The following is a 23,351-nucleotide window of genomic DNA, read 5'->3' as shown; positions in this document are numbered from 1 at the left end:
TCAGGGGTGGGGAAGGTTGCCCTTCCCCACCCACCGGGTTATTGATTAGTTGCTCGCCTTTTTGTAGGCGACCTTCACGATGTTGTTCAAGGTGACGCCATCGCCCGTGACCTTAACGTTGGCAAGGTACACGCCGTTGGCGACTTCTTCGCCCTTGTCGTTGGTACCGGCCCACGTAATGGACGCGTTGTTATCGGCAAGTACGCCATCGAACACCTTCGCGACGAAGCGGCCCGAGAAGTCGTAGATCATGATGCTGACGTACGCACCGTCACCGGAACCCGGTTCGATCGGCAGGACGAAGGTCGTGTGACCGTCTTCCTTCGTGAACGGATTCGGATAGTTGTACGTTTCGCCACCAAGATTGATCTGCTCGTGACCGACACGGTACATCCACTGCTCGGTCGCACGGTTGCCGGCCAGGTCGCTCACGTCTGCGTGCAGGTAGTACACGCCAGCTGTCTGCGGGCCGAGGGCCAGGGTTGCGTAGCCCGTCAGGCCGTTGCCGGCGATGCTGACGTTCGACGTACCCTCAATCGCGCCACCATCTTCAGTCGTCCACCAGATGCGGATGCTTTCCGGATCCAGACCAACCGTACCGACTTCAGCAAAGTCAACTCGGAAGTTGAGGGCTTCACCAATGGCCAGCGGGTTATCCGGATCGGAAGCCGGATCAACATTCGTGAAGATCGGGGCACCGGTGTCTACCGTATAGACCTGTGTGATCGGCGCCATCGGGGCACCACCGCTGAACGAACCGTTCAACGTGGCGCGGATGCTCTGCAGACCAGTGAGGTCAAAGTTAGCGCAGTAGGAAGCGACGCCTTCACTGAAGGTGACCGGCGCTTCCACCACGATCGGGGCCCAGACAAGCTGGTCGTCCACCAGCATGGCACCTTCCAGCGTCATCGTCACCGTGCTGCGGTCAACCTGATCACATTCGAAGCTGGCTTCGAAGCAATGCGGCATGGCCGACACATGGAACGGTTCGAGGAAGTAGATTTCGCTCAGGCAGCCTTCGAAGCCAACGACCTGGAAGCTCCAGACCTTGCTGCTCGTGTTGCAGACGTAGTCACAGACCGTCAGGATGACGCTGTAGGCACCGTCTTCAAGGTTGCCAGACCAGGTAATGATGCCGCCATTGATCACCGATTCCGGCGTCAGCTCAGTGCGAACACCCGTCGAGTGATTGTGGAGGAACATCTCGATACACTGCGGATCCACGCCGCTGTTGCCGTCAAGGCTCGAGAAGCCGCGGGACAGCGCATCACGCCAGGCGCCAAGGTCTAGCTTGGTGGTGCTGATCGTGCTGACCTTATCGCCCTTCTCACCCTTGTTGCCGGTACCGATGAAGCCCGTCGCCGGAGTGACGTTCTTATCGAGCAGCATGTCGTTGCCCGGCATGCCGACGGCGCTGAATTCTTCGTCGTCGAAGAAGTGGGCACTGATCGTCACAGGCAGATCACCGTTGACCACGCTGCTATCCAGCGGGCTGATGACCTGAACCACCGGGGCCGTCTCGTCCACGACCCACGTCTGCACGATTTCCGTAACCATGCCGTACTGGTCACCGGCGGTCAGGACGATGCGGATGTCATTCGGGGTACCATGACCGCCGAAGTCACCGAAGGTCGCTGTGCCGTTCACCGTGAACGTCTGGTTCGTATTACCGTTGTCGTACGCCGGGTTGATGTCGAGCGATACGTTCGCCGTCAGATCGTATTCGGTGATCTGACCGTCATTGTCATAGAGGCCGACGAAGTGCGCGGCGATGTCGCCGTTGCGGACGTTGGCGCCGTCGTTCTCCTGAACCGTGGCCGTGAAGTCCAGCGGGAAGTCGGGGTTCCAGAAGCCATTGTACTGGCAGCTGCCGTCTTCCACCGTGCCGAACTCAACGATCGGGCCGGTGCTCAGGACGCGGAATGTCCAGGTCCACGTGGCCAGGTTGCCCACGCAGTCTTCAGCGTACGCGTTCACAGTCCACACGCCGGCGATCGGATCCACAAGGACGACCTTGGCGCTGGAGCGTGTACGTTCGATGAAGTCTTCTTCGTCTTCGTAGCGCAGGACCTCGCCACGCGGCGGGACGACGACGAACCACACGCGGTCGGTAATGATACCTGAACCGTTGTCGTCCAGCGTCTCGCGCTCATCGCGGCCGATCGAGGCTTCATTCTTGGAAGCAACGTTGCCCTTGCCCGTTACACGCGACGCGGCGGACATACCCTTGGTCAGGGTCTGGTTGCCATCGCCGATGTTGAACAGCACGCCGTTGCAATCATCGTTGTATTGAACTTCGACCACCACGTTGCCTTCATTCTGGACACTGTCGTCAGTGGCCGGGAAGTGCGCGGTCTCAACCGGCTCGCAACCGTCTGCCGTATAGGTCTGGGCCGACATGTTGTAACCGTTATTGTCGCCGCCGGCAACGAAGTGAATATTACGCGTCTCGACGGTCACGGCCAAGCCGGTCTGACCATCCGGGAACGAACCGTCCAACATCACTTCGACTTCCACCGTGTCTTCACCGGCCGGATCAACCGTGGTCGGACCGCTGACGACGATGCCATCAGGAACAGTCGAGACCGTGTAGCTAATACCGTTCGGCGCGATCGGGGCGCTCGCCACCGTCGTCACGATGAAGTTGAACTCGACCGGGTTCTCCGAATCGTATTCCGGATTGAACCACGTACCACAGGCACCTTCGTTGAAGTCAACAGCCGGTCCCGGGCAGGCCACGTAGTAGTTCCACGTGATGGACTGGGCGTCCGTCGTACCGATGTTACCCGCGTTATCCGGGACAAACATCGCGACACTGTGCGGTCCAGGCGTGTAGAACATGTCCGCGGCTTCACCGGAGGTCGGACCGCCGAAGTTGAAGACGAAGTCATTCTGGCCAGGCGAGTTGATGAAGAAGTTCAGGCCTTCATTCGTCGTGTCGGCGGCCGTGAAGGCGACACCGTCAATGACGAACTGGACACCACTCAGGTTGACGCCGGCGGCTCCGTAGCAGCAGCGGCCCCAATCGCTGATCGAACCCTGGATCGGCAGACGCTCGCCACAGTTGAACGTGTCAGCCGCGAAGTTGATCGGATCTTCGTCGTAGCGATCCGACCAGCCCCAATCATGGGTCCAGAAGAAGTCGCCGTCATTATTCGAGCAGTCCACCGGATCTTCGTTCGGCGTACCGTCGCCGTCATCGTCAATTGCGGCGCCAATCGGCGACACAGGCGTGATGACCGGCGGCACGATGTCCACCGTGTAACGATAATCCTGGGTCTCATCGTTGTAGTTGCAGACGTTGTTGTAGACGTGCCAGTGAGCGCACAGCGTCAGCGGGCAATCCGTACCGAAGTAGTAGCCTGTCTCTTCGTCGTACCAATCGTAGAAGATGTTGTCAATCAGGCCGTCCCACTGCACAGTCACAGAGGCGCGGTAACCGATCAGGGCTTCGTCTTCATAGATGGGCTCGAAGGTCATGGCTTCAGCTGTCACTTCGTGCACGTATTGGCTGTTCTCGACGCCGCAGTTGGCGAGGTCAAGGTAAACGCTCACGGTATCAATACCGGATTCGCGGTCCACCAGGTCGGCCCACAGCGTGATGCTGACATCACCAATGTAGGTCGGTTCGGTATGCGCGGTCGGCGGCGTAAGATCCACGTAGAACGGCGTCACGTTAGTCGGGCGGTCATCCAGGTAGTACTGGATGGTGTGGGTGCCTTGCGTCAGGCAACCGAACCACGGGCCGCACGAATTCGCATCGGGGTTGAACGACACGGCCATGATGCCCGTGATTTCGTCGTAGTCGATGATGAAGACGTCATAGCCGTCGCACTGATTCTCTTCGTACCAGCCTTCCGTGTACGCCGGCTCGCCATCGTTCACGATGCGGATACCATCAAGCCACACGTCCACACGGTCCGGCGTCGGCGGGTATTCGCCCTGGCCGAGGACCACCCACCACTGCGGGTTGCAGTCAGTGACCGGCACGCCGTTGTAGTAGTTGAGACCGGATTCGTCGTAGGACGGGTCGCAGTCGCCACCGTTGTTCAGATGGACGTTTTCACTGATCGGGCGAATCGAGGTGATGAACACCGCAAAGCGCGCACGATCCGGGCAAACGCTCGTCAGATCGGATACATCCCAATCCGGCGTCCACTGGAAGTCAACGATGCCGTTTTCAAGATCGCGGTCGTTGTAGGTGATGCCCCACTCCTGCCACATACCGTTGTACTGGCCGGATTCATCTTCATCATCCCAGTTCCAGTAGGCCACGACCACCTGCCATTCTTCCGCATTTTCCGGAAGCAGGCTGTTGTCGAAGTGCATACGGAAGGACGACGCGGGCTGGACGATATCCAGATCGTCAAGGTCGTCGCTCTGGATTTCCACAACGTTCGAGATCAGAGTGTAGTAGTACTGGTAAGCCGGCACGAGGCTGTGCGACTGCGACGGCAGATACGACTCGAACCACAGGGAGCCGGCCCAGCCGGTGCCCCATGCCGGGATGGTCACTTCGAGGGCGCCGTCTTCGCTGACGAGCGTGCCGTTCGAACCACCCTGGTAATTGGCTTCATGGATATCCATGGAGTAGGTCGTGATCTGCGTGAAGATGTTATCACCCTGCTGCACCTTGTTCGAGGTGAAGACCGTGATTTGACCATCTTCGTCTTCCAGCTGGCACGGTCTGGTGTTCAGCGGCAGTTCACCGGCGTAGAAGCTGGAACCAGCCTCCGGCTCGATGCACACCACACCAGCCTCGATCAGGCAGTTTTCGGTATAGTCTTCCAACGTGGTCAGGACCCACGGCTGCTGTTCACCGTTGCTCGGGACACGCACCCAGTCCGGCGTCCAGATCTGGACTTCTTCCGTGACGGTGACGTCTTGACGACGCCAGATCGCCGCGTTCGGATCCACGTTGCCGCTTTCATCCCAGGCGACGGCACGGAACCATGCATTGGCCGGGTATTCGTCGAATTCGAGGGTGATCTGCCACAGGTGCCAACCGAGCCATTCGTTGCACTGGTCAACACGGGTGTTCACCGCGTCAGCCAGCGGGATCCACGATCCGCCCTGGTTCAGCGAGATCTGGAACTGCACCTGAGCGGTCCAGTTCGTATCGCAGTCGTCGGTCACGGCGTACAGGTAGTCGTTGCAAGCGAATTCATTGTCGGCGTCGAAGCCAACGATGCAAGCGCGCTGGAACTGCGAGTCTTCCACATAGATCGTGATCGCATGTTCGCTGCAGTTTCCGGCCTCGTCCCAAGCCACCACACGGAGGTAGTAGTTGTTGTTCGGGCCGATATCGGTCGTCGCCACTTGCGCCGACCACAGCGGGCCTTGCGTGTCGCACGAAATCAGGTCAACTTCGTCAACGGTATTGCCGCCGTAGAAGCAGACGCTGTCCACATCACTGTTGCCGCCGTTACCAAAGATGTCTTGGGCCGTAGCGACCATGTTGACAATTTCGCCCCACGGGACAACCGTACCTTCCGGTGACATGTCACCGTTCACGTTGGTGAACTGGACATCCGGCGGGCAGTTATCTACGCGGACGCTGTCAGCAAACAGCACGTAGGCAAGGTTCGAGGTCGGGACGGCGTTGTCGCTCAGGACCGCGCGCAGGCTGATCGTAAGGCAGGAACCTTCGAAGTAGTCGTAGGCATCCCACGAGTAGATCCAATTGCCTGTCACACCGGCATCCTGATAGGCGTAGCCGATTCCTGACCAGAACGTATCGTCGTTCGGATCAGCAGCGTTCTTCCATTCGAACCACACCGTGTCAAGACCAGCATCGGTAAGCTGGTTGTTGAAACGCACCCAGATGTCATCCGGATTACCGTCAATCGCCAGCGGTCGGGTAAGCGAGCAGTAGCCGCCCACCAAGCCATGCGAATCCGGCATATTGTCCGTCAACGTCCAGGTCAGACTGTGATCAATGACGATGTTGCGGCAGTCTTGGGCCATGGTGACCAGGTCACCGCCGAGGTCGGCGGAACCGATCGCGCACAGCTGCGCAGGACCTTCGTCAATCGTCGTCACATCCCAACCGCACAGGTTCCAGTAGATCGTGCCAACCGGGTTTTGAATCGTCTCGATTTCCGTAGTGTCGCCACCGCGGATCCAGACGAAGCGAACGTAATCAAGGTTCGGCTCGCTCGACACTTCGATGCAAACATTTTCACCGTTGACGTGCGGGGTTTCTTCGGCCGGGTAGCCGCCGATCGTGGTGATCGACAGGTTAGCCTCTTCATCCACCACCGTCGCGGTCCAATCCACCAGGTAGCTGCCCTGGGCATCGTACATGTCCGTCCATTCGCAGAGGTCAGTCGCCACGGCGAGGAAGTCGTACTGCCAGGTCACCACCATCGTGGTCGGCGCCGTCCAGTTGAAGCTGTACGGGAAGTTTCCATCGGTGTCAATCAGGGCCAGAGCTGCAGGTTCACCGTTTTGTGCACGGTAGTAGAGCTGGACCTGACGCAGACCGAAGTTATCGGAAGCGTTGATCACAAAGGTGTGTTCAGCGCCGCGTTCAATATTCGTCACCGGGACGCCGTCACGCCAGACTTCGACGATCAGGGCTTCCGGAGCTTCGTTATCAATGTTCACCTGCCACAGGGCCTGCGCCGGGCGACCTTCAGCACCCATGGACAGATCACCGTCCATGTTACCGAAGTTGTCTTCCGCGAACGCGCCGAGCCAGTAGGTACCATTCAGCAGTTCCGTATTCCAAGTGCCTTCGGCCAGTACAAACTCGCCGTTCGGACCTTGGATGGACTGGATGCCATGTTCACGCGATGCGCGTTCGATCACCGTCCACGGGCCGTTCGAACCGACTTCGAGGAAGGCAAACGTAACGGCTTCGACATCTTCGTCATCCACTTCCGCCGTCAGCGTAATGTCGCCGTGGAGGAAGATAACCGAAGAATCAGGCGTGCAATCCGGCGTGGCCTGCAGGTCGTGAGCGGTCGGGGCCTGCGTGTCAGCAACATAGAAGCGCTTGACATAACCGTTGGCCATCAACCACGCCCACTTTTCTTCGACCGTCATGCCCTGACCGTAGTTCAGGAACTGCGTCCAGGTCAGCTCGTTGCCGGCCTGATCGGTTGTCAGCACTGCAACGTCATACCACAGGCCGGGTTGCGGCGCCGGGCAGTCGTTGTGCCACAGGTCAACATTGTTCACCGAGAACGGACCGGTCGAATCGTCGCCGAAGTAGCACCAGCTCCACATTTCGAGCGGGTGATCTTCAGCGCGCTTGATGAACCAATGCGCACCGTAGGCGTCGCCTTCGACTTCATCGGCACAAGCACCCACCGTCAGCATGGTGAAGCGTTCGACGCTGTCGCCAATCTGCGGCTCGGTCCAGTTATCACAGGTTTCCAGCTGATCAACGTTGACGCCATTTTCCCAGACGAAGACTTGGGCCATCGGAGCCATCACGTCGAACGACACGATGTAGCTTTCCATTTCCTCCGAATTGCCGCACTCGTCCTGCGCCCAGCTGCGGACCCAGACGTCGCCGGCCATGCCGGAAACATCCCAGACCACAGACCAGAAGATGTCATGGTCAACACCGTCCCACCACGGGTTCGGCTGTTCGCCTTCCCACGCGCACGGTTCGCTGTCTTCCTCGTCAACACCGATTTCAAACCACGTCGTCCCGTCGAAGCTGTACTCGAAGTACACGCGCTCGACGTCGCCGTTGATGCTCGGCCAATCGTCACCGATCGTCGTGAAGGCCTGCAGCCAGATGTCATGAATGTCACCCAGTGCGCCGACGCTGACCGTGTTGGTCTGCTGATCCACGATCCACAGGCCGTTAACGCCCTGGTCGCGGTCATCATCACACCACGGTTCTTCGGTGAGACCGACCGACCAAACCATCGAGGACGGCGGGGTCGTATCGAAGATGTAGATATTAATCGCGTGACCTTCATCAAAGGCGCTCATGACGCGTTCGACGTCAAGGTCACCGTTCTCCCAACGATCCTGGGCAATCGCAATGACGTGCAGGGAATCGCCGCAAGTGATGTTGGTCAGGTCAAGCTCGGCATAATGCGGGTTGCACGGGCTCGGAATGGTGCCGCACTGCGTCCACGCGTCAGCTTGGTTCGGGTGCCAGATATTCTTGCACCAGAGTTCGACGATGTTATTGGTCTGCGTCGAGTCATCCGGGTTGAGACCATCGGTCCACTCGATCCACAACGTGGCGGGGTTGTCTTCGCCGGCGTTGATTTCGATCCAGGTGTTCTCTTCGGTCACCGGCTCGCCGTTGACTTCGGTGATGTCGGCCACAGGTTCAGCGTGGTCAACGTGCACCCAGAATTCATCGAGCATTTCGATCGGTTCGATCTGGCAGATGGCGTCGTGCGCACGGGCCCAGACACGGTAGTAACCGCTCGGGTACATGGCAGCGCCTTCATCCGTCGTATCAGCGAGGTTCCAGCTGATATTCCAGCCCGGGTATTCGTGCGAGTTGTAGGTCGGGTTCCACCAGAACGTGTCCACCGCAGTGGCGGCCACGCCGGCATCTTCCGATTCAACATACAGCACCATGTACCAGATATCCTGTTCGTAGGACGGAATCACACCGGCCACCGAGACAGCCTGTTCGCCGCCGATTTCAGTGGTGCCGTCAAGGATATTGTCGTACAACGTCGTCCAGTCTTCCTCAACACAGTCGTAACCTTGGAAGGACAGCGACTGAATATCAGTGTGCTCCGGAACGGCCGGGTAGCAATCGATGCAAACGAGGTTCGTAGTCTGACCGTCACAGGTCGTAGACACTTGCACGCTGTCTTCGTTGCCCTGGCAATCCGTGAAGTGCACCGTGAAGATGTAGCAACCGTAGTCAAGGCCAGCGTCGCCCTGGCGGTCGCGCCAGTAATCACACAGGTCACCACCAAAGTCGAAGTACCACTCGTCGTCGTCGGAACGAGTCATCGCGCCGAAGTTGTACCAGTAGTTGCTGTCTTCGCGTACCGCGGTCAGCCAGACTTCGTCTTCGTTAAATTCGCCGGACAGTTCATCCGCGTCGAACAGCATGTTGATCATGGCCGCGCCCGGCGTAATGTCGAGCCAGCAGCGGTCGCCGCAAGCGGTGGCCACTTCAGCCGTCGTTACGGCCGTACCGGCACCGGTCGGCGGCAGAGCGTCAATGTACAGAACCACAGCGTCGGACGTATCGTTGCCATTGTAGTCTTCCACGATGGCGCGGATCCAGAAGATCTCCTGATCACCGACGTCTTCAGGCTGCGGCTGGAAGTACACGCACTGCGTGGTGTCGCCGTTAAGGCCGTTATTGATCGGATCATAGATCGTTTCGATGTTGCGCCAGTTCGAGACCACATCACCGCTGACTTCGGCATACTGGAAGGTAATCGAAGCCAAACCGGTATCAATGTTCGTCGGGGCGAACACGGCCTGGATACAGTACGGGTCATCCGCCGTCTGCATGTAGTAAGAGGAATCAGTCGTGCACGAGCTCGCTACTTCCTCGCCTTCGCTGATGATCTGGTGGATCGCGATGCGAGCAGCCGGCTGATTATCGTTCAGGCGGATGGTGACGTAGCAGACGTCGTTATCGCACATATCGGTGTTGTTCACCGTGTCAATGGCGATGACGCGCAGCTGGTACCAGCCTTCCGGATCGTTGCCGGTCTCTTCAAAGTAGGTCAACAGGTCCCACGTCGCGCGCAGCGTGTCGCCGTCGTGACGCGTGGTGTCATTGCTCGCCTCGTCAGCCTGGATGTTCGTCCACGGGCCGATCGGGTTCAGCGTACGGTACTGGAAGACGCCCAGGATAGACGGATCGAAGCCCGCATAATCCTGATTGACCGCGACGATTTCGAGATCACGGCTGTCCGGAACGATGATGACATCGTTACCGTTCACGCCGGGCTCAATACCACCGATCAATTCGACGCAGGCACGCGGCTCGCTGACGTCCACCCACAGACTTTCGGCATTCGTGCAGTACGTGTTGCCGCAATGGTCGGTTACGATCGAACGGCTCCAGAACAGCGTGTTCTCTTCGCCGCGGCCATCACCGGCCTGAACGTCGTAGGTTTCGTCCACGAGGCCGTCGCCGTCGTTGTCAATATCGTCTTCGAGCGGGTTGTAGGCTTCCCATTCGCCCGGCCAAGCCTCGGTCCAACCCATGTCGTCATTCGAGTACACCGTGTACACGTTGCGCCAGCTCGAATCCTGCTGCGGATTCGAAGTCAGCGAAACCTGATAGATGACCGCGCAGATGTCTTCGACCACGAGTCTGTAGTCGCCATCCACCGGCTGAATGTCGGTCACGAAGTAGGCAAAGTCTTCAGTGTCGCAGCGGCCACCATTCAACCAGAAGTTATCGAACTCGATGTCGTGCGTCGCACCCGGCTCATCGTTATCCACGAAGAACACGTGCAGCGAGTCGCCCGGCGCCGGGTTTTCGATCACATGGTAGGCCACATCGTCGTGCCAGCCGACCACAGTGCGGAACTCGTGGTGACCGTCGCCGACGGTGATACTGTTGAAGTTAATAACGTATTCGCACAGACACAGCGTCGAGAATGCAGTCTCGTAGCTTTCGTACGAATCAAGTTGGTCATCGGAGCAGCGGTCGTAGGCAATCGGATCCTGGTCTTCCCAATCGAGATTACGCGGATCGTCAACCCAGCGGTCGGTGCCGGGATTTTCCCAGATGTTATTGTCGTTGGCGTCAATGACGAACGAGTAGTTGTAACACGCGTCGTCGCCGTGGTTCAGGTAGATGTCGGCCGTCCAGAAGCCCGCGCCGCCGTCGGCCATCGGGAAGAACTGGTCGAGTTCCCAAATATACACAGCCACGTCGGGGAACAGGTCGCGGTCGGCGTACCATGAGTACACCGGGTCCGTGTTGTTCCCGCTCATGTTGTAGTACCAGCCGGCCATACCAGGCACTTCCTTCTCATCGAGTTCGAAGCGCACGGTGGCAGTGCCCGGCTGCGTGTCGTACGAGCGGCCGGTGATCGCGTCGGTGACAGCCACCCACGAATCGCCATCCCAGCGCTGGAACCACACGGTGTCAATGTCGCCCGAGAAGTAGTTCGGATCGGACACGTCGTTAGCCGACAGCGGAACGGTGTTGTGCGCACCGCATACATCGCCGTAGTTCGGGTAACAGAACACAACCTGCGGCTCGTTGACGTTCACGATACGGACAACAAGGTCAATACGCGTGAAGTCGGATTCTTCCACGCTGCCGTCGCAGTCAGTGTCGCCTTCGTTCAGCGTGTCAAGCTCAACGCCGTCGTAGCCGACCCAGTTGACAACCACCGCGAAGTTATACGTGCCCGGCGCGTACGAATTGTCGAAGTAAACTCCGAATTCATACTGCTCGGTACCCATATCCGGCGGGAACTGATCCCATGCCTTGAAGGAACTGAAGTAGTCAAAGTCAACCAGTTCGCCTTCATCGCACAGCGCTTCGAGTTCGCCGTTGTCGGCAAGCTGCCAGAGTTCGACGTTGAAGACATCGAAGCTGTCAGCGTGGCAGTTACGGATAGCGTCGGCGTCCACATAGAACTGGACCAGCGCTTCTGGATCGTTAGAACCATAATCCGTCGTGCGGTTGTAGAGAACCTCAACCGTATCCGTCACATCATCCTGCCACGAGACTTCTTCAGTCACGCGCACCCGGTTTTCCGGATCGGCCACGTCGTTCGTGACGTAGGTAACATCCGTAATCGGCGTGTTCGGCGGGCAGAAGGTGTTGATGAAGCAAGTGTTCTGGCTCCACCACGGCTCCTGATTACCCGTCAGGTCTTCGACATAAGCGACGAAGTCCCAACGCGCGTACTCAAGACCGTCAGCGGCGTCAGCCGAATCCAACCAGGCGCGCGCGCCGGTCCACACGACATAGACGCTATCCCACGTGCTTTCCAGAACGACGGCGCCATCAGCGTTGCGCGGCAGAGCCGGGTTCAGGGTGAAGTCGTTCGGGATGTCGAACGTGTCGGTGCTGCCGTCAGCACGCCAGTACTTGAAGTACATCAGCCATTCGTCTTCGACATCTTCATGGACATTGGCCACGAAGAGCATCGTGTCAAGCGGCGTCTGGTAGTTGCAGACAGAGAACTTGTCGCCGTCAAAGATCGGCGTCGTCGGCGCGCTGTACTGCGGCAGACCCCACTGGAACCACGCGTGGTTGAAGCACCACAGATTCGTGCCTTCCGGCAGAGCGTCACGGATCTCGATGGCACTGCAGCAGATTTCTTCGCCACAGGTCAGATCACGATCCAGGTTGCAGTCACGGTTCGCATCACCCTGCGTATTGTTCTGGCCCCAGCCTTCGCCTTCGATGTTGTCAATGGCGTAGGCACGGAAGCGAACACTGTCCAGCGGGCTATTGCCGAAGTCCTGGAAGTACACGCCGAGTTCGTAGTAACCATTACTGCTCGGCTCGTAGACGAAGCCGTAGTTCCAGTCACAATAGACGTCAGCACCCCAAGCTTCGTACCAATCGTTCGCAGATTCGAGGTTCTTCCAGTTGCCGAAGCGATCCAGGAACTGGAACTGAACACCCGAGATGCCACAGTTGTGGTCAAGGCCGATATTGTCTTCAGCGTTGGCGCGCAGATAGAAGTAGTTACCTTCGCCCACCGTCTGAATCGAGGCGAACATATCACCACTGTTGTAGTCGCCAATCCAGCATTCGGTAACCATCGGCGCCGTGTTGTCCACGAAGACGCGGGTCCAAATCGGATCGGTGTCATACAAGCCGGCGTCATCATAGGCCACTGCATACAGCCAGTACCAACCGGACAACAAGTTGTCGGTGTTCCAAGCCGTCGAGTGGTAGTACGCCCAGCCGCTCACGACGCTGTCCGCGCTATTCGTTCCGCCGATGAACTGGTGGATACCCAGGCCCGGAACCGAAAGCGAGTCGACGAAGAAGTAGGCAATCGAATCAACATCCGACATGATCGGGGCGGTGGACTGAACCGGGACCCACGCAGTGGTGTCACAGTGCATGTTCGTCACACACAGATCAGGCGTCGGGAAGCAAATCAGAGCAAGCGGCGCGGTGGTATCGCATTCGATGCGCACCGTGATCACCGGCGTGTTCAGAGCGTCGACGTTATCGCAAACGTCGGCGGACAAGAAGCGCAGGTTGTACTGATGGCTCTGCAGACCGGCAATGTTCCACATCGCGACGAAGTCTTCGCTGCCCGGTTGACGGTAGGTCACCGAATCCTGACCCGGGGTCTGGATGGTCACCCAGCCGGTGGCCGGATCAGCATTGCCCGGCGTATAAACGCCCGGCGCTTCGAAGTACTTGAACTGGAACATACCCTTGGCCAGATCGAACCACTGATACGTCGCCAAACCACCAATCGGGCGCTCGGTCAGGACAAGGCCCCAACCACCCAGCTCACCCGAATAACCACAGTCATCCCAAACGCGGAGGGTCCACGTACCCAGGGAGCTTTCGCCATCGAACACAGACAGGTTTTCGTACGGCCAGTATGCGTCGTTGTCCGCAAACTCATCGCCGTAGAATTCCATACCCATGAACGCTTCGTCGTCGAGGACGATGTCAGCTTCCGTCCATTCCCAGTACCACTCACCTTGATCGTCCATCAGGGTAACAATGGTACCATTCGGGCTTTCCAACTCGACATAGAGGCAACCCTGATAGGGACCATCCAGGTTCTCGAGGACGACGTTTACGTCAAGCAGCGAGAAGTCTTCGGTGACCTGAATCGTCGTTTCATAGGGATCACTGCTGTCAAAGTAGAGGTCGGTTTCGGGGTTGCTGTACGAGAACACGGCAAACGTCGTGTCGCCCGGCAGCGGATCATAGAGACCACCCTGGAAGTCAAAGGCACGCAGTTCAACGAGCGAATCGGTATCAACGTTCGGCTCGAAGCACTCAATCAATGCACTCTGCGGAGTATCGTCACCATCCACATTGCTGATATAAGCCAGCGGGGCGATATCGTCAGTAATGTGAACCGTAATCGTGTCAGCACAGTAGTTACCGAACTTGTCCCACGCATGGACGCGCACGAACCACGTGTTCAGACAGCTGTCCGGATTGACCGGCGGCAGGCCGAGCGTGTCTTCGCTGTTCCATGTCAGGTTACGGATATTCCAGTAAGCCGCGTACGGCCATTCCGGATGACCATCTTCCGACGAGCTTCCGCTAACCCAGATGTTACGCGTCTGCCAGTAGGTGTAGGCATCCACCTCGCCGTCACGGTTGGCGTCGAAGGCATAGTCAAAGCGGACGTTCTCAAAGACGCCCAGAGAGTCAAAGACGTTCGCGCGCAGCTCGACATAGTCCCACGAAGTGAACAGGTCAGCCTGCGGAACGATCTGGCCAGGATGCGTCACAAAGAAGTCGGCGATATCCGGGCAGGTGCGATCAAGGACGAATGTCCAGTTGTACTCGCAGCTGTTGCCCATATTGTCGAGGGCGACCACGTTGATCGTGTACTCGCCGTCCGGATGACCTTCCAACGCGTTGCCGGTCGGGTCAATCAGGTAGATCGGCTTGGAGTCGTAAGCGAAACCATCCGACGTGTCATAGACCTGTACGAAGGCCACTTCTGCGCCATTCGGATCAAGCAAGCGGACCGAAGACGCCAGACCGGCGTTCCAGTTCGTGCTGTCCACGGTGGTCGTGGTGTCAAAGTCCACACCCGAACCACGCGCGTATTGGTCAAGAATTATCGGATCGTAGAGGAAGACGACCAACGAATCAAAGTCGTCACCGACGAAGATACTGTCGTCTGCCGTGAATCCATTCGGGGACACACTTCCCGTAAACGCGCCGTTCCAGCACCAGGTTACGAGGTTGGTATCGGTCTCGTCCGCGTCATACGCATAGATATCGGTACCGTACGGGCAGGTTTCGTCTTCATAGAACGTCAGTGCGAAGTCGCCACACGCCAGCGTGTCGCGGTGGCCATAGATGTCGCTGATGTACAGCTTCACATCATAGCGGCCTTCACTGAAGTTATCAGCGAACCACAGGTAGTTAATCCACACGCCTTCAACGTTCATCGAGTCAACGTGGCCAACTTGCGGGAACTCGTTGATGCGCAGGTCGGCGGTGTAGAAGTCCACACCTTCGCCTGTTTCGTCAAAGAGACCGTCGTTGTCGTTGTCAATGTCGTCGCTCTGGAGGACCGTGTCTTCGACAAACACGAAGAAGCGCGTTTGGTTCACATCTTCATGCGAGTACCAGTTCCAGAAGCCGCTGTCATCGCTGTACCAGATCTTGTAGAGATTTTCCTTCGCTTCGTCCGGCGAGACCTTTTCGTTATTCCACAGATCCATGTTGAACATGTCAACAAAGTCCGTGTCCGAGCCGGCCACCGTATTCGAATCGCACAGCAGCAGCATACCGGTCGTCGGCGACGTCCAGTTCTGGATCGTGAACGAGACTGCGCTGTCGAGGTCCATGCAGTAGAACGATGCACGGTTGCACAGCGAGTCGCTCAGGTACAGATGCCACCAGTAGCGATCCGAGACGATATTCGTATTGAACAGCGCTCCGCCGCCCATGTCGTCGTACAGCGGGATAACCCACAGGATCGAGTCGCGGTGGTTGCCATCAATGTTGTAGTAGATTGAGTCCGGATACTGCAGGGCGTCATTCATGAAGCCCGTGAAGTCAATGTACGTCTTCTCCCACGACATCAGCGTGTCGCCCGGAGCGTTGTCTACGATGACGTAGACGAACATCGTGCTATCCCAGTCCAGACCGTAGTTCGAATTCTGCAGAACCAGCACCGAGTCAATGCCGTTGATGTCCGGATCGCCGGGGAAGCCCGTCGCGATCGTGTAATCACCCCACGGCAAGCTGTTGACGAACATCGGCGGACGGTCGTCCGTCGTGACAGTCTTCGTAACCGGGACGGCCGGGTTCGACAGACAGTCTTCGATGTACGCGGTGACGCAGCCTTCGAGATCATCCAAATCAATCGCGTTGCACGAGTCGTCATAGACCGGCTGACCCGTGAACTTAATGCAGATGCTGTCCGCACGCGAAGCCGAATCAAGGTCGATCGGATCCACGCCGTTCCAGCCGTTGTACCAGGTCACTTCGAACGCGGTCGTGTCCCACGTCCACAGCGAATCCAGAATGCCACCGCACTGGAAAGAGATCCACGGTCCGGGGCCGCCTTCACCATGCGTCAGGTCGAAGCCGATATGATCGGTTTCTTCCGGATCGCACGAGGTATCGTAAGCCCAGAACTCCACGCACAGCGGATAGTTCGGCGTCACCCACGTCGTTTCGGCAATCGTCGTCGTGTTCGAGTGGACGCGCATATCATAGATGACCGGACGCGTGGTGTCAACACGGGCGTAGCCGTATTCGACATCCATATAATATCCGTGCGAACCGCCCAGGCCCGTCTGGCGAATAGACTTCACCGGAACGATAACCTGCTCGCAGTCGCCCATACCGTCCGCGGTCAACCACAGCCACTTCCCGACCAGGCGGTTGCGGCCGTCAACTTCAATGATCTCCCACTTGGTCGAGTCCGGCGTCGGATCCGTGCCATAGACCGGCCAACCACCGAAGAACTCCGGCGTGGACCAGTTGGTGTGATCCCAGCGCGGCGAACCAAGCTGAATCAGATTTACTTGGAGCGAGTCAATCATCAACGTGTCAATCAGCTCGTTGAACGTTGTGTCCATCCAAGCCCAGACTTCGATGTGACCACTGTCGAGCGGCGTGGACGAAATCCAGCCGACTTCACAGTTGTTACCCCAAACCCAGACGCTGTCCAGACCCGGAGTGGTCGAGTCGCAACCCGACGCTTCCCAGACATTGAAGTGCTGACCGGCGTTGCAAGCAGCGTCAGTTACGTAGACCCACAGCGAGTCATAGGTACCTTCGGCGCCGATCTCCCACGTTGAGCAGGATTCGCAGGCCGACAGCGTATCCCACGGCAGCGACGTCGTGTCGCCCGGGATCAAATAGGTCAGATCGAACGGATCGCCAGTCCAGCTGCCCGGGTACCAGCCCCACCATGCACGGAAGTTGCCGCCGCCGAGGTCTTCGACGTAGTTGGCATAGACCGTGTCATACCAGGACTTCGACGCCGAGTCGCACTGGAACTGCGAGAAGTCAGCCCAAACATGTTCCGGCGCACTGACGAGGTCAGCGGCGTAACCGTTGATGTCTGCGAAGACATGAATGTGATCATCGCCCGGCGACACATAGCCGCGGATCGAGTCATCACCAATCGTGTAGATAAAGTCAACAATCGGCGGCAGCGAGTCGTAAACACCGACCGCATACAACACGGTGTCAACATTGCCGGCACTGTCGGCCAAGGCAAAGCGGACATAGATCGTTTCGCCATTGTTATAGACCGCGTTCAATTCGATCGGCGTGTTGCCCGCGCAGAAGCCCGGCGCGGCACAGTCAGTCACATCACCCCAAATCACGACGGTCGTGTCACCAGCTTCGGTCTCAGTTGACCAGAAGCAGGCACCCTGCTCCCAGCTAAGTGTCGTGTCAATGGACGACAGGTCTGCCCACATGAAGTCGTAGGCCAAGCCGAGGCTCGAATCGCTGTCCACGTCGGCGATGTTGACCACCATGCGGACATCTGAGCCCGTGCTCAAGAAGTGCAGGTCGCCCTGTTCCTCTTCCGGATCCACACCGGCGAGCAACGTGTCGCATTCACAGTAGACTTCGGCATTATAGATGTACGGCGGAACGCAGTCGCTGCAGAAGTTCAGCGTATCCTGCATGTACAGCTCACGGTCATGGTGACCGATGATGTCATGGGCCGCATGGAAGCGGAACCACGGATCCACCGTATTGATACAGAAGAACTGCGAGTCGGGTACGAACGTCCAGAACGCCTGAACCTTGAGTTCCGGTCCGTTCTGATAGGTGATCTCAAGCGACCAGCTATTGAGGAAGCCTTCATCCACACCAGTGTCGTCATTGACATAGAGCGTCCAAACACCGTTGGGATTCTCACCGTCGAAGTCACTGAGCGAACCTTCCGGATAGTACGAACCAGTAAACGGATCATCCGAAGCGCTGATGGACGTAATATCAGTAGCCGCTTCGTCATCAAAGATCACACCGACAAAGTTATTGCCGTCGCCACCTTCATCGTTCACGAGGGTTACTTGCGTTCCATTCGGGCTCTCAAGGATAAGGGCCAAGTCACCGACGTAGGTATGCTGGAGATCGCCGATCGTCACATTGACATCGAGAATGTCACCAGCATCTGGGTCATTAATTTCCGCGGTTGACGTGCTATTGTCGAAAATCTGCACCGGCGGTCCGACATACGGATAGACGCCTGTGTAGATACCCTGGACAACCACGCAATCCGGCTCGACCGAGTCAGCGGCCGCGTCTTGCAGCAACTGGGACAGGTCAGCCCAGATCATGGACGTGTCAACGCCGATACCTTCACCGTCTTCGCAATCAACACCGCTATCCCACACGCAACCCATCAGGGTCATCGTCTGGTCAGGCTGAGCGCACGGCAGCGCGCCGTCCAATTCATCAAGGATCGTGCCCGTGCTGTCATACAGATTCCACTCAACCCAGCGCGGCTCGTTCACGTCAACCTGCACGCATTCGTCAAACGTCATCGAATCGCGAACACCTTCCCAGCTGACGAAGCGAATCTCGAAGTCGAGGAAGTCGCCGTCGCACCAGATAGTGGCCAGATCCGAGGAGTCAGCGCGCAACTGCCAATAGTACATACGGGCCCAGCCGAGGCTGTCGCCGAACGGACCATAGTAGATGAACCAGTCGCCGACTGAATCCGGGAGAATCCACGGATTCGGGTCGTCCGTGATACGCTGGAAGTCGCCTTCGACCACGCGCAGCGAATCCTCACGCACGCCCGGCGTGCACATCGTCAGTTCGCACGTTTCGATAATCGTCGCGCAAACCGTGATGTTCGTATCTTCCGGCGCGATCCAACCCAGGATATTGTCCGGCCCATAGACGTCCGGACAACCGGCCGCCCACGGATCACACGGAATCAAATGCAGACAGAAGGTTGTATCTTCGAAGCTGTCATCTTCAAATGCATCGCTGAACGACGGCTCGTTGTAGCGACCCGGGTTACCACCCTGGTCCCACGCGCCGCGGATCACGAAACATGCATTATAGATGAATGTATCAACCGGCAGATTCGACAGCGTACCCACCAAGGTGTACTGCCACTCGTTGTTGGCCAGACTATCCGGCGTCACCGAGAGCAATTCGACCGTAACGTAGGTACCCGGATTGTCGGGATTCTCAATCAGCAGACCAGCCGTGCTATCCACAAGCGAGATCTGCCATTGACCCGTTTCAATCCAGTCACCGATACCGCCGACACCATAGTCGGAGCCGTCAGTATTTGGATAGGCCAACGAATCGTAGTGAACCTGTTCACTGGCACGCACAACGAGCTGGAAGGTGTCGCCTTCTGCGTAGCGGAAACCGCAATCGCCGTCCCAGCCGATATTATCTACCGTAGCTGTGCTATGCGTATCTTCTTCGCGAACGCCGGCCGCAATGCCGGTCCATTCGAGGAATTCCGGATTTTCGTTGTCAACGTCCAGCTCCGCAAACGTCGTGTCGCAGACCAGGAAGAAGATCGAGTCAACCGAAATCGAATCCACCATCGAGTCGCCGTCAACCGTCCAGGCGGCCACAATGATTGTGTCCTGACCAGTGATCGGCACCAGCATCTGGCTGTCAGCACCGGCATTCACGAACCACGTGCCGTTCCACATATAGCGGAACTCGGCCAGGGCCTGGACATGCTCGTCCAGTTCAAGACGGCCGTCGTAGATCGTGTTGTCCGGCGGATCCTGGCAGGGCGGGATGCCGTCATAATTCGTACACGTCGGACCCGGGCGGAACAACGGCTTGCGCACGTAACGCGAACGCGAGTTGTCCGGATTACGGAACTCGACCACCAGGGTATCATGGTAAACGTCATCGTCGAACGGGTCGCCGAAGTTGTCAGCCTGCGTGATGGACAGGGTGTCAATCAGCAAACGCACCCAGATCGAGTCATGGACCTGATCATGAGCCGGATTGGTCATCGAATTGTACGCACCGGCCGAGTCAACCGAACCCGGGGAGAATGCGTTCCAATCAGGCATCGGGCCGAAATTGTCGAAATTGAAAATATCGGTGTAGTTGGCGTTGATGTCCGCTTCCAGCGAGAACACCGTATCCGGATCGTAGTACCAGAACTCGATCGGGCCAACAATGCGCGGGCAGCGGCTCGGTCCGAGCAGGGCGATCACGCACGTGCCGTCATCTTGCGTAGCTTCGGTCGAATTGCCATCCGAGTCATAGGCGATTACACTGATGATACCGTACTCGCCCGCATCTTCGCAATCCGGTTCGTACGGATTAATGCGGTAGTCGTTCAGGTCGGTATTCGACGAATCCACCATACCCGGCTGGATCAGCAGGCAAGCGTACCAACGCTTAAACGTGTTGGTGGCCGCGTACGGGGTCGTCACAAGGACCGTGTCCTGATCCGGCGCCACGCTGTCAATGTTCAGAATACATGAGAAGTCGAACAGAACTTCCGTAGCCGTCGTGTCCGTCTGAATCCAGACGCACAGCGACTCGCCAATGAAGAAGTTCGTTGTGCAATCGAGATTGTCGTTGACCACGGCCACGGAGTCAATCGCCGGGCCCAGGCCGTTCTTCCAGATGCAGATCGTGTCACCGACGAAGACGTTGCCGGCATTGTCCTGAAGTTCGAGCGACAGGCAATACAGACCGTCCGGAATCTCGGTGTCACCCGGCCCGTCAAACTCCCATTCGAAGCTGATCGTATCCGAGTTGATGTCATTAAAGAAGAACTCGATCGGACGGCACGTGCGGGTATCCGATCCACCATTGATCGCGTCGTCCTCATTAATATAGAAGGAGTCCGCAGCGAACGGCCAAGGGCCTTGCGTGTACAGCGAGTCAATCTTGACGGTGTAGCAAAGCTGCTCAGCCAGGCACGTGTCAATCATACCCTGCGTGTAGAAGCGGCGCGCCTTGAACTTCAAGAACGGGTAGTTCTCGCCGTTCGTCCACAGGTACGGATCATTAACAGAACCGTAGTCCGGGCCAAGGCCCAACGCCGGGCCTTCCAGCGTATCGAGATCAAAGGTGATCGTCGTCGTCGGGAAGCAGGAATCCACAACCGAATACAGGGCATTCAGCTGCGTGTAGCCGTCCAGGATGCTGGTGCTGCCGTCGTGGTCCGAGCCCAGGACTGCGTTACAACCACCGGCGTCCATATAACGCGCTTCAGTGATACCGACCAGCATACCCCACGGGCAGTAGTCAGACAAGAAGTCAAAATCAGGATCAAGACTGTCCGGACCGTCCTTACCATACCAGGTGAAGCAGGCGCTCGAGTCAATGCCCGGGACGTACGGCGAACGCCAATCCCAGTTGATCGAATCCGGCTTGGCCATCGGGTGGAAATAGTCCAGCAATGTGATCGGAGCGCCCGTCGGGGTGTCCGGATCGTCGTCAGGAATCTGCCGTACGTCAAAACCGATCAGGTAGACGTTTTCAAGGACATCAAGATAGTTCGTGGTGTCATAGACCGAATCCACCGCGTCCAAGTACCAGCGGATCGAGTCGGGCGACAGATTAATGTAGAACGTAGCCAGCGCACTGTCGTACGGCGAGAAGCGCTGGTTGCAGAAGTTGTCAACGCCGTCGTACGACCAATAGATGTCGCTGCCCGGTAGGTCCGGCGGCACATTGTCCAAACAGGCGTCACAGCCGACCAAGGTACCAACCGAGTCACCAAACGGTGACGCGTTCGAGGCGTTGCCGGCGTCGTCAATGGAGTGCACGTAAATGGTGTCGCCGTCAATCAAGCCTTCCAGAACGCACATTTGAACATAATCCCACCAAACGGTATCAATGGGAATTTCAATGTACATGAGGTCGTTGGCCGAACCGGGGTTAGCCGTCGTACCAAATCGGGCAGACACCCAGACGCTGTCCAGCGACAGCAGGTCAATCGAATCTTCGTTCATCGGGAACAAGCTGTCCAGCGGGACGATGTCACGGAGGCGGACAGCCATCCACGATACGTCGAAGTTCTGCGAATTGGTATCGCAGTCAACATACCACGGAGTCGCCAAGGAGACGTCTTCCAGCACCGAGTCACCGTCGCAGTTCCAATCGGGATCGGTACGGGTTGGGAAGCCGTTCTGAATCGTGCTCATCCAGATAACAAACACGTCGCCGCAGCCGGCGATGGTGTCGTTATCGAGATAGTTGTTCTGAGTAATCGTACAGGAGTCAATGCACGCTTGGTCCAATGTCGGGGGCGAGTTGTCAATCGGGCGCACGCAGGGGACCGAATCCACCACGGTACCGTCAAAGAAGTCGTCGCCGCCGGCTGCATCCCACTGCACGTAGTACAGCCAGATGGTGTCGTTGTGGCAAGCATTCACTAATCCGTTTTCCCACGCGCATTCGGCAACGATAATCGTATCGTTGTAGAACAGGTTGACGTCGGCGATATCACAGGTCAGCGCCGAACCGTCCCAAACGAGCGTGTCACCGGCAGCCATCGTATCAATGGACGCGGCTACGGTCGAATCCATCCACACCGTGTCGCCGATCGCCACAATACCGTCAAACGCGATACCGCCGCCTTCGCGGTAGTTGATCAGCGCGCAGCCGGAGCGAATGTCACACGGCGCGATAAACGTGAAGCCGAAGTCCAAACAGACCGTTGGAATCGCGACTTCGCCGTCATCATCGTAACCGAGCCAGGTCACACCGGTACCCACCACGTCTCCCGCGTCCACATTGGCACCGCCGGGGAAGAAGGTAAGAGTAGCAATGACCAAGCAGCTATCAAGAGCTGCTCCATTGAGACCTTGACCGAGCGTCACGTTGACGGTCATCTCATAGAGCAAGTCCGTCACACCGGACGGGCAGCTAAAGATGGCGACGGGGACGAGCGGCAACAGCTCACCGAGGTTTTCCAAACCCGGCGGCAGTCCCGGAGGGCTCGGATCCAAACCGGCGCGTACCGAATCGCAATAGATATCGGAGTACGCTGCGCGGACGGTGATTTGCAACCGATCCGTCAGCTCGTCAACGACACCGTTGGACGGCAGGGCCGGATCTTCGATACATAAGGCGTTAACCTCGGGGTCAACGTTGATCTGCGCCGATGCCATTTGGGGCGTCAGCAGGCAGAGCATCAAGCTGATGGAACTCACCAGCCACACAAAAAGAGTCTTGGACCTCATTCTGTGATTCTCCTGAATATGGGAAATCTTCTTAGTCCGTGGGGAAGGGGCTGCGTCGGATACGCATGCCGAATGCCCACTCAGCG

General features: G+C 57.7%; 1 protein-coding gene. It reads right to left on the bottom strand.

All coding sequences use genetic code 11. The annotated features are described in order from the left end of the window. Positions 1–45: 45 nt before the first annotated feature. Positions 46–23,265 carry a proprotein convertase P-domain-containing protein gene (locus IPH10_01680; protein MBK6909638.1) on the bottom strand — a complete coding sequence of 7,740 codons (23,220 nt, stop codon included), beginning with the start codon at positions 23,263–23,265 and terminating at the stop codon, positions 46–48. Between the last annotated feature and the right edge of the window lie 86 nt (positions 23,266–23,351).

The sequence above is a fragment of the bacterium genome, assembly GCA_016702305.1.
Lineage (GTDB): Bacteria > Electryoneota > RPQS01 > RPQS01 > RPQS01 > JABWCQ01.
Note: the sequence above shows the minus strand (reverse complement) of the source record. Positions and strands in the feature narration are given on the sequence as shown.